13 protein-coding genes are annotated in these 12381 nt (G+C 67.6%); 6 read left to right on the top strand and 7 right to left on the bottom strand.

Annotated features, from left to right (window positions below; translation table 11 throughout):
• Positions 1-72: 72 nt before the first annotated feature.
• The 3 genes from IFT54_RS02225 to IFT54_RS02235 are packed head-to-tail and all read right to left on the bottom strand — an operon-like array spanning position 73 to position 2884.
• Positions 73-1299: an SAM-dependent methyltransferase gene (locus IFT54_RS02225; protein ID WP_192069435.1), complete on the bottom strand. Its 1227-nt coding sequence runs from the start codon at positions 1297-1299 to the stop codon at positions 73-75.
• Positions 1300-1349: 50 nt separating this feature from the next.
• The gene (locus tag IFT54_RS02230) at positions 1350-2111 is read right to left on the bottom strand and encodes a molybdopterin-dependent oxidoreductase (RefSeq protein WP_192069436.1); all 762 of its coding nucleotides are present in this window, start codon (positions 2109-2111) and stop codon (positions 1350-1352) included.
• The gene (locus IFT54_RS02235) at positions 2108-2884 is read right to left on the bottom strand and encodes a cytochrome b/b6 domain-containing protein (protein ID WP_192069437.1); all 777 of its coding nucleotides are present in this window, start codon (positions 2882-2884) and stop codon (positions 2108-2110) included. Before IFT54_RS02235 ends, IFT54_RS02230 begins: the two co-directional genes overlap by 4 nt.
• A 51-nt stretch (positions 2885-2935) precedes the next feature.
• Here IFT54_RS02235 and IFT54_RS02240 point away from each other — a divergent pair, with 51 nt between their 5' ends.
• The gene (locus IFT54_RS02240) at positions 2936-3553 is read left to right on the top strand and encodes a flavin reductase family protein (protein WP_031439120.1); all 618 of its coding nucleotides are present in this window, start codon (positions 2936-2938) and stop codon (positions 3551-3553) included.
• Positions 3554-3625: 72 nt separating this feature from the next.
• Here the strand turns inward: IFT54_RS02240 and IFT54_RS02245 are convergent, their stop codons facing one another.
• The 4 genes from IFT54_RS02245 to IFT54_RS02260 form a co-directional block, all read right to left on the bottom strand.
• A complete protein-coding gene (locus IFT54_RS02245) occupies positions 3626-4366 on the bottom strand; it encodes a sulfite exporter TauE/SafE family protein (RefSeq protein WP_342354745.1) in 741 nt (246 codons plus the stop codon).
• Between the two features lie 10 nt (positions 4367-4376).
• Positions 4377-5567 (bottom strand): 23S rRNA (adenine(2503)-C(2))-methyltransferase RlmN, encoded by a 1191-nt coding sequence (gene rlmN / locus IFT54_RS02250; RefSeq protein WP_042466312.1) that lies wholly within the window; start codon positions 5565-5567, stop codon positions 4377-4379.
• 208 nt (positions 5568-5775) lie between these two features.
• The gene (locus IFT54_RS02255; protein ID WP_192069438.1) at positions 5776-6249 is read right to left on the bottom strand and encodes an invasion associated locus B family protein; all 474 of its coding nucleotides are present in this window, start codon (positions 6247-6249) and stop codon (positions 5776-5778) included.
• Positions 6246-6929 carry a histidine phosphatase family protein gene (locus tag IFT54_RS02260; RefSeq protein ID WP_192069439.1) on the bottom strand — a complete coding sequence of 228 codons (684 nt, stop codon included), beginning with the start codon at positions 6927-6929 and terminating at the stop codon, positions 6246-6248. Before IFT54_RS02260 ends, IFT54_RS02255 begins: the two co-directional genes overlap by 4 nt.
• Before the next feature lie 139 nt (positions 6930-7068).
• On the opposite strand from IFT54_RS02260, the gene IFT54_RS02265 reads away from it, so the two are divergent.
• The 5 genes from IFT54_RS02265 (at position 7069) to IFT54_RS02285 (ending at position 12019) form a co-directional block, all read left to right on the top strand.
• A complete protein-coding gene (locus IFT54_RS02265; RefSeq protein WP_031395115.1) occupies positions 7069-7722 on the top strand; it encodes an outer membrane protein in 654 nt (217 codons plus the stop codon).
• A 132-nt stretch (positions 7723-7854) separates the two neighbouring features.
• Entirely contained in the window at positions 7855-8973 is a 1119-nt protein-coding gene (dnaN, locus tag IFT54_RS02270) for a DNA polymerase III subunit beta (protein ID WP_031395114.1), read from the top strand.
• 110 nt (positions 8974-9083) lie between these two features.
• Positions 9084-9878: a Coq4 family protein gene (locus IFT54_RS02275; RefSeq protein ID WP_192069440.1), complete on the top strand. Its 795-nt coding sequence runs from the start codon at positions 9084-9086 to the stop codon at positions 9876-9878.
• A 125-nt stretch (positions 9879-10003) separates the two neighbouring features.
• Complete coding sequence (recF, locus tag IFT54_RS02280; protein ID WP_192069441.1) at positions 10004-11128, top strand: DNA replication/repair protein RecF; 1125 nt, start codon at positions 10004-10006, stop codon at positions 11126-11128.
• A 96-nt stretch (positions 11129-11224) separates the two neighbouring features.
• Positions 11225-12019, top strand: a complete 795-nt coding sequence (locus tag IFT54_RS02285) for an OmpA family protein (protein WP_192069442.1) — start codon at positions 11225-11227, stop codon at positions 12017-12019.
• The last annotated feature ends 362 nt before the right edge of the window (positions 12020-12381 follow it).

Consider the following 12381-nt stretch of genomic DNA (forward strand, 5'->3'; position numbering starts at 1 on the left):
GCTTTTCGGCTCCATCACCGGAGCCTGCCAGTCTGGATTCCCGCCTCCGCGGGAATGACGAACGGCGGGAAATCACCTCGCGCGCAACGCCCGTTCGCCCTCGATCATATAGTCGCGCGTCAGCGGCAACGTCATCCGGCTCTTCGACAGCTGGATCTGGTAATTGACCATCCCCCCGGTCCGGAACGCCGCCGCCGCGCCCGCGAGGTAGAAGGTCCACATCCGGTAGAAGCGCTCGTCATACAGCGCGACGATCGCGTCCTTCGCCGCCACCGTCCGGTCGTACCAATGGTCGATCGTCAGCGCGTAATGGACGCGCAGCACCTCGATATCGGTCGGGAAGAACTTCAGCCCCTCATAGCCGCGGACGATCTCCGACAGCGCGGGGTTGTAGCCGCCGGGGAAGATATATTTGGTCGTGAAGGTGTCGGTCACGCCGGGCCCGCCCATGCGGCCGATCGTGTGGAGCAGCATCACCCCGTCCGCGCTCAGCAGGTCGCGGCACTTGCGGAAGAACGTCTTGTACTGCGGCGGGCCGACATGCTCGAACATGCCGACCGACACGATGCGGTCGAACGTACCCGTCAGCGCGCGATAGTCGATCAGCTCGAATTTCACTTTGTCCGCGACGCCGGCCTCCTCGGCACGCCGCCGCGCGACCTTCAGCTGTTCCTCGCTCAGCGTGACGCCCAGGACCTCCGCCCCGGTCTTGGCGTGCAGGTACAGCGCCATGCCGCCCCAGCCGCAGCCGATGTCGAGCACGCGCATGCCGGGCTGGATCGCGAGCTTCGCGGCGATATGCGCCTTCTTGTCGTCCTGCGCCTGTTCCAGGCTGTTGCCGGCATCGGTGAAGTACGCGCACGAATATTGGCGATCGGCGTCGAGGAACAGATCGTAGAGCCGGTCCGACAGGTCGTAATGATGCGCGACGTTCTTCTTCGACCGGCGTGCCATGTTCACCCGGTCGACGCGGTGGACGACCTTGTCGAGCAGCTTGATCGGCAGCGAGGGATTGAGCCCGCCGCCGCGTTCCCAAGGGCTGTTGCCCTTGAGCAGGTTGACGAGGTCACGGATGTCGCCACGCTCGATCACCAGGCGGCCGTCCATGAACGCTTCCGCCGCGCCCAGCGCCGGGTGGCGGACGATCGCGCCCGCGACACCGGGGGCGGTAAGGCGGATCGTGACGGGGTTGTAGGCAGGGTCGGGCGTGCCGAATTGCTTGGTGGTACCGTCCGCGTGGATCAGCGTGAGTTCGCCGGTTTTTACCTGCCGGGCGAGAAAGCGATCGAATAGGGCCATGTCGCGTTAGCTAATGACTGGTACGGAAATGCGCCACCCCCCGGGCGTCGTCAGATTCCCGCATACCAATCATAATCCACGTTATCTTCCCAATAGCCGCCCTTGCCCTTGCCGATCCCGGCCAGGCTGGCGACGGCGTCTATCGCCATGATATATTTGGCATGTTTGTAGCCAAGCTGACGTTCGACGCGCAGCCGGACGGGGGCGCCGTGCGCGACGTCGAGAATCTGGTCATTCAACGCCCAGGCGAGGATCGTCTGTGGGTGGAATGCGTCGATCAGGTCGATCGACTCGTAATAGGGCGTGCCCCGGTACAGGTCGGCGCAGGTGAAGACGATGTAGCGCGCGGTGTCGCGGATTCCCGCAGCCTTCAACAGCGTGGCAAGCTTCGGACCCTGCCACTTGGCGATCGCCGACCAGCCCTCGACACAGTCGTGCCGCGTGATCTGCGCGCGCGCGGGCATCTGGCGGAGCTGCGGCAGCGAGAGCGACAGCGGCCGGTCGACCAGCCCGCGTACGCGCAACCGATAGTCCGCGAAGTTGTTCACCAGCAGCTCGGTATAGGCCGGGGTGCCCGGGTTGCGCGTGCCGTTCGAGCGGAAGATCGGCGACATCTGCGCCGGGCTGAACTCGGGGACGAGCGCGTTGCGGTTGGTCAGCGCGCGTTGCAGCCCGCGCTGCATCTCCTCGCCCATGAACAGGATCTTGCGCGCCTCGGGATGCTGGATGATCTTGTCGCACCCGGTGAGCAGCGCGCCGGCGCCGACCGCCGCGCCGGCGACCAGCGAGCGGCGGGTGATGATGGTGCTCATGCGGCATCCTCCCCGGTATGCGCGGGGACGTGCCCCGGAACGGTAAAGCGTCCGGTGATCATCGACCGCACCTCGTTCCACGCGCCCGCCAGAATCACGAGCGCGAGATGGGCGATGATGAACAGCACGAGCGCGACCATAGCGATGAAGTGGATCGACCGCGCCGACTGCCGCCCGCCGAAGATCTCGAGCAGCCACGGCCACGCGGCATCCATCGCCGGCGACATCGCCAGCCCGGTGAGGATCATCACCGGCAGCAGGATGAAGATCGTCGCGACATAGGACAGCTTCTGCAGGATGTTGTACGCGGCGGGCCGCTTCGGATCGTGGAAGCGCAGCGCCAGATGCTCGCGCACGTCATGCGCCACCTCGCGCGGGGCAAGCTCGCCCGCCCGGACGCGGAGGTCGCGCTGGAAATGCCGGTTGAACAGGCTGACGATCATGAAGCCGAGCAACGCGAACGACAGGACCAGCGCGAAGAACAGGTGCCAGCGTCGCGAAATGGCGAGATTGTAGCTCGCCGGGATCGTCAGCAGGTTGATCAGCGTCACCACCCAGCCCGGCCATTGGTCGAGCGTCGTCCACGCCTGGTCGAAGTTCGCGCCGTAACGCCCCCAGTAGAATCGCGGATGCGCCTTCAAGATGCCGATCCCGCTGCCGATCATGATGAACATCGCCACCGCGGTGCTCCAGTGCCACAGCCGCGTTGCGATCCGGTGGCGTTTGATGACGGTGACAGGGGCGGTGGCGATAGGGCGGGCGGGATCGTTCATGCTTGGCCTTCGCTTTAGGCGACAAGCTCCGACCATAGCAGGGATACGCGTATGACCGAATGGCATTCTTACGAACCGGCGAGCGGCCATCGCCTGCCGCATGATCCGCTCAACGCGATCGTCGCGCCGCGCCCGATCGGCTGGGTGAGCACGCTGTCCGCGGACGGCGTACCAAATCTCGCGCCCTACAGCTTCTTCAACCTGTTCAACTACACCCCCCCGCTGATCGGCTTCTCGTCAATGGGGTGGAAGGACAGCGTCGCGAACATCGCCGCGACGGGCGAGTTCGTCTGGAACCTCGTCAGTCGCGATCTGGGCGAGGCGATGAACGCGACCGCGGCCAATGTCGCAGCGGACGTCGACGAATTCGCACTCGCCGGGCTCGAGACGCTCGCCTCGCTGCACGTGAAGCCGCCGCGCGTCGCCGCGAGCCGCGCGCAGTTCGAATGCAAGGTGACGCAGATCGTCCGGCTGGAAACCAAGGAGGGGCGCGAACTCGACCAGTGGCTGGTGCTCGGCGAGGCGGTCGCGATCCATATCGACCCGGCGATGCTCGACGACGGCGTGTACCAGACCGCGCGCGGCGAACCGATCCTGCGCGGCGGCGGTCCTGCGGATTATTTCGCGATCACCGAGGAGTCGCTCTTCAAGATGCGCCGACCGGGTTGACCTGAGGAGGTTTGTTCACCCGCGAAGGCGGGTGCCCAGACGTGTGTCCCCGCCTTCGCGGGGACACACGTCTCAGCCATACGCTCGCCAGAAGAACACGATCGTCGTCGCGATCGTCACCAGCAGCGTCCACACCCGAATGACCTTGGCGGGCAGCACCAGCCCGAGCTTCGCCCCGAAATGCCCGCCGACGATCCCGCCGAGGAGCATCGGTATGCACAGCGCCCAATAGACCATGCCGGTGGCGATGAAGATGATCGTTGCCGCGAGATTGGCGACCGCGAGCATCAGCGTGCGCGGTGCGGCAAGCATGGCGGGCGTCGCGCCCGACAACAGCCCCCAGGCGGCGGTCAGCATCAGCCCGACCCCGCCGCCGAAATAGCCGCCATAGACGCCCAGCATCGCCTGCACCGCGACCAGCGATTTCGGCCCGATCTCGACGCGTGACCGCAGCCAGAGCGACGCCTGCGTGCCGAACGCGATCGCCAGCGTCGCGAACAGCAGCAGCCACGGCACGATCAGGTCGAACGCGCGTGCCGAGGTCGCGACGAGTAAAAGGCTGCCGACGAGCCCGCCGACGAAGGTGATCCCCGCCATCGTCCGCATGCCGACGCCCGACACCGGCTCCAGCCCGTGCCGATAGGTCCACGCGCTCGCCATCGCGCCGGGCTGGAGCGAGACGTTGCTCGTCGCATTGGCGAAGGTCGACGGCACGCCCAGCCCGATCAGCGCGGGCATCGTCGCGAAACTGCCGCCACCCGCCAGCGCGTTCATCGCGCCGCCCAGCAACCCCGCACCCGCCGCCAGTGCCACCACACCCAAATCAGGCAAGCGCGGCTTCGCGATCGAGTTGCGCGCGGCTCTTCTTCTCCGACGCGGTCTTCAGCTGCCCGCACGCCGCATCGATGTCGCGCCCGCGCGGGGTGCGCACCGGCGCCGAAATGCCCGCCCCGAACACGATGCTCGAGAACGACTTGATCCGCTCGGGCGTCGAGCATTCATAGGCCGCACCCGGCCACGGGTTGAACGGGATCAGGTTCACCTTGGCGGGCAGCTCGTATTTGCGCAGCAGCCGGACGAGTTCGTGCGCGTCGGCGTCCGAATCATTCTTGTCCTTCAGCATCACATATTCGAACGTGATCCGGCGCGCATTGTTGGTGCCGGGATAGTCCGCGCAGGCCTGGAGCAGTTCCTCGATGCCGTATTTGCGGTTGAGCGGGACGATCTCGTCGCGCACCTCCTTGGTCACCGCGTGGAGCGACACCGCGAGGTTCACGCCGATCTCAGCACCCGCGCGCGCCATCATCGGCACCACCCCGCTGGTCGACAGCGTGATCCGGCGTCGGCTGAGCGCGAGCCCCGCACCGTCCATCACCAGCTTCAGCGCATCGCGGACATTCTCGAAATTATACAGCGGCTCGCCCATCCCCATCATCACGATGTTGGTGAGCATCCGCCCCTCGGGCTGGCTCGGCCATTCGCCGAGCGAATCGCGCGCGAGCATCACCTGGCCGACGATCTCGGCGGGCGTCAGGTTGCGCACCAGCCGCATCGTGCCGGTGTGGCAAAAGGTGCAGTTGAGCGTGCAGCCGACCTGGCTCGACACGCACAACGTGCCGCGATCCGCGTCGGGGATGAAGACCATCTCGTAATCCTGCGCGTCGTCGCTGCGCAGCAGCCATTTGCGCGTGCCGTCGGTCGACACCTGCGCCTCGACCACATTGGGCCGGCTGATCACGAAGCGCTGCTCGAGCCACGGGTGCATCGTCTTCGAAATGTCGGTCATCGCCGAAAACTCGGTCGCGCCGCGATTGTAGATCCAGTGCCACAGCTGCTTTGCGCGCAGCTTGGCCTGTTTCTCCTCGAGCTGCGACGTCTCCAGCGCCATGCGCAGATCGGCGAGCGACAGCCCGAGCAGGTCGATACGCCCGTCGCTGCGCGGCACGAAGCTGCGGGGAACGGGCACGGGATCGATGTGCCCGGGGATGGGCATGAGGTTCGCGGCGGTCTGCATGGGGCGGCCCTTAGCGGAATTTTGCCGATTTTTCTACAGGCTGCGTCGAGCGAAGCGTTGCCGCCATGAACACCATGCGTAGCCCCACACGATAACACCTCCCCGGCGGAGGCCGGGGCCCAGTTGGGGGACGGAGGTAAGGACGGTTAGTCCGTCGTTACAACCACCTGGCCCCCGGCCTTCGCCGGGGAGGTAGAGAGAAGGGAGGCTACCCCCCGCGACACGCCAGCACCGCGGCATCGATCGCGGTCGCCGCGCCCGACAGCGCATAGACATCCGCGAACGGCCGCCCGCCGACGCCGACCGCCTCGACGCTCATGCTCCGCCCCGATCGCAGCGCGGCGACGATCGCGCGGTCGCTGGGGGCATCGCTCGCCCACGCGTCCAGCCCGTTCGCGACCAGCGCGAACCGGCGTTCGCCGACCGTCAGCGTCACCCCGGCGGAGCGATCGCGCTCGCGGCTGAGGCGGATGTACAACGAGGCGCGCAGGCCGCGTTTCGGCCAGGTCGCGATGGTCGCAAAACCCGTCGTGCGCCCGCCCGCCATCACCGGCCGCGCGATCGCGTAGCAGCGCGGCGGCGCTGTGTCGCGGAACGCGCCCCATCCCCGGTAGATGCCGATCGTGTCACGCGCCGTCGCGGGTGTCGCGACCGCGAAGGCCAGCAGGATCGCCAGCCTCACGCGGGGGCGAAGCCGGTGCCGCGGTGCGGAACCGTCGCGCGGCCCTGCTCGACCAATGTCACCGACCCCTGCGGCAACCCGGGCGCAACCGCGGCGCCAAGCACCGGATCGACCGGCGCACCCGTCATCGCGCCCAGCATCACCCGGCTCGAAATCCCGTGCATGATCACCAGCCGGTCGCCCGGATCCTGCGCGGTGTCCGCCAGCCAACCGCCGACCCGTGCGGCGATCTGCGGGTAGGTCTCGCCATCGCGCGCGGGCTTCAGCGTGCCGCCAGGCATCATCACCGGGCCGACCTCGTCGACCACATCGGCATAATAGCGGCCGCCCCACGACCCCATGTCGATCTCGACCAGCCGTGGGTCGGTGCGCGCATCGTGCCAGTCGAGCTCGAGATGCTCGCAGATCACCGCCAGCGTCTGCAGCGCACGCCCGGTCGGCGACGACCACAGCGTCAGCGCAGGCCTGGCCCCGAGCAGATCCCGCAACGCACGGCCAAGCTCGTCGGCCTGCGCGAATCCGGCGCGCGTCAGCGGCGTGTGCGCGGCATTACCCTGCAACCGGTGCGCGGCGTTGAACACGGTTTCGCCGTGCCGCGCGACGAAATCCCGGCCAAGCCTGACGGGCGGTTTGCCGGTTGGACCGAGGTCCGCTGCACGTTGCCGAGGGCTTGGAATCATGGCCCGCATTTCAACCCCCTGTTGCGCAAAAGCAACGGATTTCCGTGTTTATCTGGGGTTCATGCAACGCCTGTCGGATTGGTCCATTGGAGCCATCCACCCCGCGTTCGGGGGTGACGAAGATCAATGGAGTATCCCAATGCGTAAGCTTATCGCCGCATCGCTGTTCGCGACCACCGCCATTGCCGCCCCCGCGCTGGCACAGACCAACCCGACCTTCACCGGCCCGCGCGTCGAGGCCACGCTCGGCTACGACCACACCGGCGCCGGCAGCAGCGTGTCCAACAACAACGGGCGCGACGACCAGAAGATCGACGGCCTGCTGTACGGCGGCGGCATCGGCTATGACATCGCGACCTCGAGCAACATCGTGCTCGGCGCCGAGGCCGAACTGACCGGTTCGACCGCGAAGAGCGACCGCAACGACTATACCAGCGACTTCGGCTTCGGTCGCGTCAAGCAGGGCCGCGACATCTATGTCGGTGGTCGCGTCGGCTATGTCGTCGCGCCGACAACCATGATCTACGCGAAGGGCGGCTACACCAACGCCAAGCTGAACGTGCTGGCGGGCGACACCAACCAGACCACCGACACCGACTTCAACCTCGACGGTTGGCGGATCGGCGCGGGTGCCGAGCATGCGGTCGGCCCGAACAGCTATGCCAAGCTCGAATATCGCTATTCGAACTATGAGCGCAGCAACATCGACTACGCGACCGGCGGCACCAGCGGCCGATTCGACGTCGACACCGATCGTCATCAGGTCGTCGCCAGCTATGGCTTCCGCTTCTGATTGCGGTCTAACGCGACGTTTACCGTGATCAAAGAAGGGTCGGGGCGCTTGCTCCGACCCTTTATTGTTGGGTAAGCCATCTGCGGATTGCCCCCAGCCCCGAATCCGGCTGTGGAGGCCGGGGGAATTTTGATGAAGGCGACGATCGAACGCGCAACGCTCCTCAAGGGGCTGAGCCATGTCCAGTCCGTGGTGGAACGGCGCAACACCATCCCCATCCTGTCGAACGTGCTGATCGAGGCGACCGCCGAGGGCACGCTGAAGCTGATGGCGACCGATCTGGATCTGCAGATCAACGAATCGATTGCAGCCGCGGTCGATCAGCCCGGGGCGACCACCGTGTCCGCGCACACGCTGTTCGACATCGCGCGCAAACTGCCCGAGGGCAGCCAGGTCCAGCTCGCCGCCTCGGAAGGCCGGATGAGCATCATCGCGGGCCGCGCACGCTTCTCGCTCGGCACGCTGCCGCGCGACGATTTCCCGGTGATCGCGGAAGGCGAACTGCCGACCCAGTTCGAACTGCCTGCCGAGACCTTGAAGCAGATCATCGACAAGACGCGCTTTGCGATCTCGACCGAAGAGACGCGCTATTATCTCAACGGCATCTTCCTCCACGTCGCGGACGGCGACAGCGCGAACCCGGTGCTGAAGGCCGCCGCGACCGACGGTCACCGCCTCGCGCGCGTCACGCTGCCGCGGCCCGAGGGCGCCGAATCGATGCCTGACGTGATCGTGCCGCGCAAATGCATCGCCGAGCTCCGCAAACTGCTCGACGAGGTCGACGGCTCGGTCGGCGTGTCGCTGTCGCCCACCAAGATCCGCTTCGACCTCGGCCAGGCGATCCTGACCTCGAAGCTGATCGACGGTACCTTCCCCGATTACAGCCGCGTGATCCCGACCGGCAACGACAAGATCCTCAAGATCGACCCCAAGAGCTTCATGGAAGGCGTCGACCGCGTGTCGACCATCGCCACCGAGAAGACCCGTGCCGTCAAGATGGCGCTCGACCGCGACAAGATCACGCTGTCGGTGACCTCGCCCGAAAACGGCACCGCCGCCGAGGAAGTTCCCGGCGATTATGTCGCGCTCCCGTTCGAGATCGGCTTCAACAGCCGCTATCTGATGGACATCCTCGCGCAGATCGATGGCGACATGGTCGAGGTCCACCTCGCCGACGCCGCCGCCCCGACGCTGATCCGCGAAAACGACAAGTCGCCCGCGCTCTACGTGCTGATGCCGATGCGCGTCTGACCGGCGCACGCCGGCGATCGCGTGAAAGGCCATCCTGCGGGGTGGCCTTTTTCGTTTGAAGGCTAGAGCGGATCTGATACTGACATTGCTGTTAGTAAGGAGTCGACTCGATGGCGAAGCTTCCTCCCTTTCCTGGTACGACCGGTCGTCGCGACTGGCGGACCGCGATGGATGCGATCCGGAAGCTCCTCGCCAATGGCGACGACACGACTCAGGTGTTCCGGATCATGCGCGCGCTGAACGTCGGCAACGCGCCGATGAACTATGCGCGGCTGATCGCGACCGAGCGGGGCGGGCGGATCGCCTATGATCAGGTCGAGCTGGCGCGGCGCTTCTCCGATCCGGCGTTCGTCGCGAGCTTTGCGCCCGGCACGGTCGGCGCGGGCTATCGCCATTTCCTCGAGACCACGGGTTATTCGGCGGACGGGCTCGTCGAGGTGTCGCGGCTGGTGCCGAGCGAGGACGATCTGGCGCATCCCTATGCGTGGTTCGGCCGGCGGGTGCGCGACACGCATGACATCTGGCACGTGCTGACCGGCTACAAGGCGGACGAGAGTCTCGGTGAGGCGGCGCTCGTCGCGTTCAGCTATGCGCAGGTCGGCGGCCTCGGCTGGGCGCTGATCGGGTCGGCGGCGGCGCTCAAGAGCCTCCGCGTCACCGGCAACGCCTTGTTCGCCAAGGCGGTCTGGGAAGGCTATCGCAATGGCCGCAAGGCAGAGTGGATTTCGGGCGAGGATTATCTGACCCTGCTGCACGAGCCGCTCGATGCGGCACGCGCGCGGCTTGGGATCGCGACGCCGGTCGCCTATTTGCACGCGCAGCGCGAACTCGGTCCCGTGCTCGCCTCCTATCTGAGCGCGCAGAAGGCGGGGGCGGGCACCGGGCCCGAGCGGATCGCCGCCTGACGCGAAGGCTGACAGCGCACCGGGTCTGTCGCGGGCGGTCCTGACCAGACCGATCGCCGACTTCGCTCAGGGCGAACGGAAAAGGGCGATGCACTCGGCTGCAAAACTCCTTTAAGGCCGGTGCGATGCTGTCGCGCCTCGTCCTCACCGATTTCCGCAATCATGCCGACCTGACGCTCCAGCCGGGGGCGGGGTTCGTGGTGCTGACCGGCGCGAACGGCGCGGGCAAGACCAATATCCTCGAGGCGGTTTCGCTGCTCGCCCCCGGCCGGGGGCTGCGCCGGGCGGCGCTCGGCGAGATGGCGCGGCAGGGCGGTGCGGGCGGTTTCGGCGTCGCGGCAACGCTCTGCCCCTCCGCGCGAGGTGAGACTTCCGTAGCTGGGGCCGAACGCGACCAACATGCCGACGCCGGTAGCCACATCGGCGATGTCGATATAGCGACCGGCGCGCTGACATCGGCGCCTGAGCGCCGCATCGTCCGCGTCCAGGGTGCGACCACCACCGCCAATACGCTCGCCGAATGGCTGACGGTGCTGTGGCTCACCCCCGCGATGGACCGGCTGTTCGTCGCCCCCGCGGGCGAACGCCGCGGCTTTCTCGACCGGCTGACGCTCGCGCTCGCACCCGGGCACGCGCATCATGCCGCGCGCTACGAGGCGGCGATGCGCGCGCGCAACCGGCTGCTTGGCGACGAAGGCCGTCCCGATGGCGACTGGCTGTCCGCGCTCGAGGCGCAGATGGCCGACCATGGCGACGCGCTCGATGCCGCGCGCCGCGAAACGGTCGATCTGCTCGGCGCGCGGCTGGCGGGCGAGACGGACGGCGCATTTCCGCGGGCGGGCCTCGCGCTCGACGGCTGGGCCGGCGATGCCGCGCCGCTCGCGGTCGCGCTCGCCCAGGGTCGCGCGCGTGACGCCGCTGCCGGGCGGACCCTGGTCGGGCCGCACCGTGTCGACCTGATCGTCACGCACCACGACAAGGCGCGCGCCGCGTCGCTCGCCTCGACCGGCGAGCAGAAGGCGCTGCTGCTCGGCATCGTCCTCGCGCATGCCGAGCTGGTCGCCGAGCGGACCGGCCAGCCCCCGGTCCTGCTGCTCGACGAGGTCGCCGCGCATCTCGATCCGGCCCGCCGCGCGGCGCTGTTCGATCGGCTGGCGGGGCGCGGGCAGGTGTGGATGACCGGCACTGAGGACGCACTGTTCGATGCGATCGACGCGCAGGCGACGCGGATCGCGGTCGGGCCTGGCTGAACGCGCGCTGTCGATGCGCGTCACGAGGGGTTCAAGCGGGCGCGGGCAAATCCCGGTCCATCGCGCCCCGGTCCATAGCGGGGGCGACGGAGAGACATGATGAAGACGACTATCACACGCGCCGCATTCGGACTGGTCATGATCGCGGCAACCACCGCACCGGCATTCGCGCAGGCGCGCTATGACATGAGCAACCCGCCCTGGTCGCGCCCCGGTTACAGGCTGGCGGGTGCCGGCGTGCCGATACTGTTCCCCGAACTCCGCAATACCGCGCGGGGCCGTGCGTTCGTGATGCCCAATTTCGACGCGAACGGCGATGGTCGGATCAACCGGCAGGAAGCCGACGACGCCAACCGCGAATTCGCCCGCATCGCCGGGCCGCGTCGCGACCGGTTCGACTGGGCCGCCTATGGCCGCGACCCCGGAGGCTATCGCGGCGACCGCGGCGGCGGCACCACTGTGGTCGAGACCACCACGACGTGGGACCGCGGCGCGATGCGCAACTATGGTTTCCGCCAGACGCCGCGCGGCGCGACGCTGACCCTGCAGGAGGACGTGCTGTTCCGCACCGACAGCGCGGTGCTGCGCCCCGGCGCGATCGAGAAGCTGCGCCCGCTCGCGCGCTATCTGCGCGGCAATCCGGGTGTCCGCGTCGCGATCGACGGTTTCACCGATTCGCGCGGGTCCGATGCGCACAACCAGGATCTGTCCGAGCGCCGCGCGGCGAGCGTCCGCCAGGCGTTCGACGACATGGACGTCGTCCGCGCACGCTTCAGCGTCGTCGGCCATGGCGAGCGCCAGCCGGTCGCGACCAACGGCACCGCCGCCGGCATGCGCCTCAACCGCCGCGTCGAAGTGACCCTGCTCGGCCAGCGCGCCGACCGTTTCTGAGCGCAAACTCCCTCTCCCGTTGGGGGAGAGGGAAGGGGCCCGCGGCCCTTGCCGTGGGAAGGGTGAGGGCAAGTGAGGCTCGGGAGCGCGCGCCAAAGCCCCTCACCCTTCCGTCGCCTGCGGCGCCTCCCTCCCTCTCCCCCGAGGGGAGAGGGGCAGGCCCGCCTCTACCACCCCGGCAAAGGCCGGGGCCCAGGTGGGGGACGTCTCAGACGGAAGGGGTCGCTGCGTTACGACCGCCTTCACAACTGGGCCCCGGCCTCCGCCGGGGAGGCGACGTGTTTGGAGCAAGGCCAGAGCCGAACGCTGTCCTACGCCTCACGACCCGACCCCCGGCCCCGCAGGCCATTTCGCTTCCGTTT

The organism is Sphingomonas sp. CFBP 13714 (assembly GCF_014842205.1).
GTDB classification, from domain to species: Bacteria; Pseudomonadota; Alphaproteobacteria; order Sphingomonadales; family Sphingomonadaceae; genus Sphingomonas; species Sphingomonas aerolata.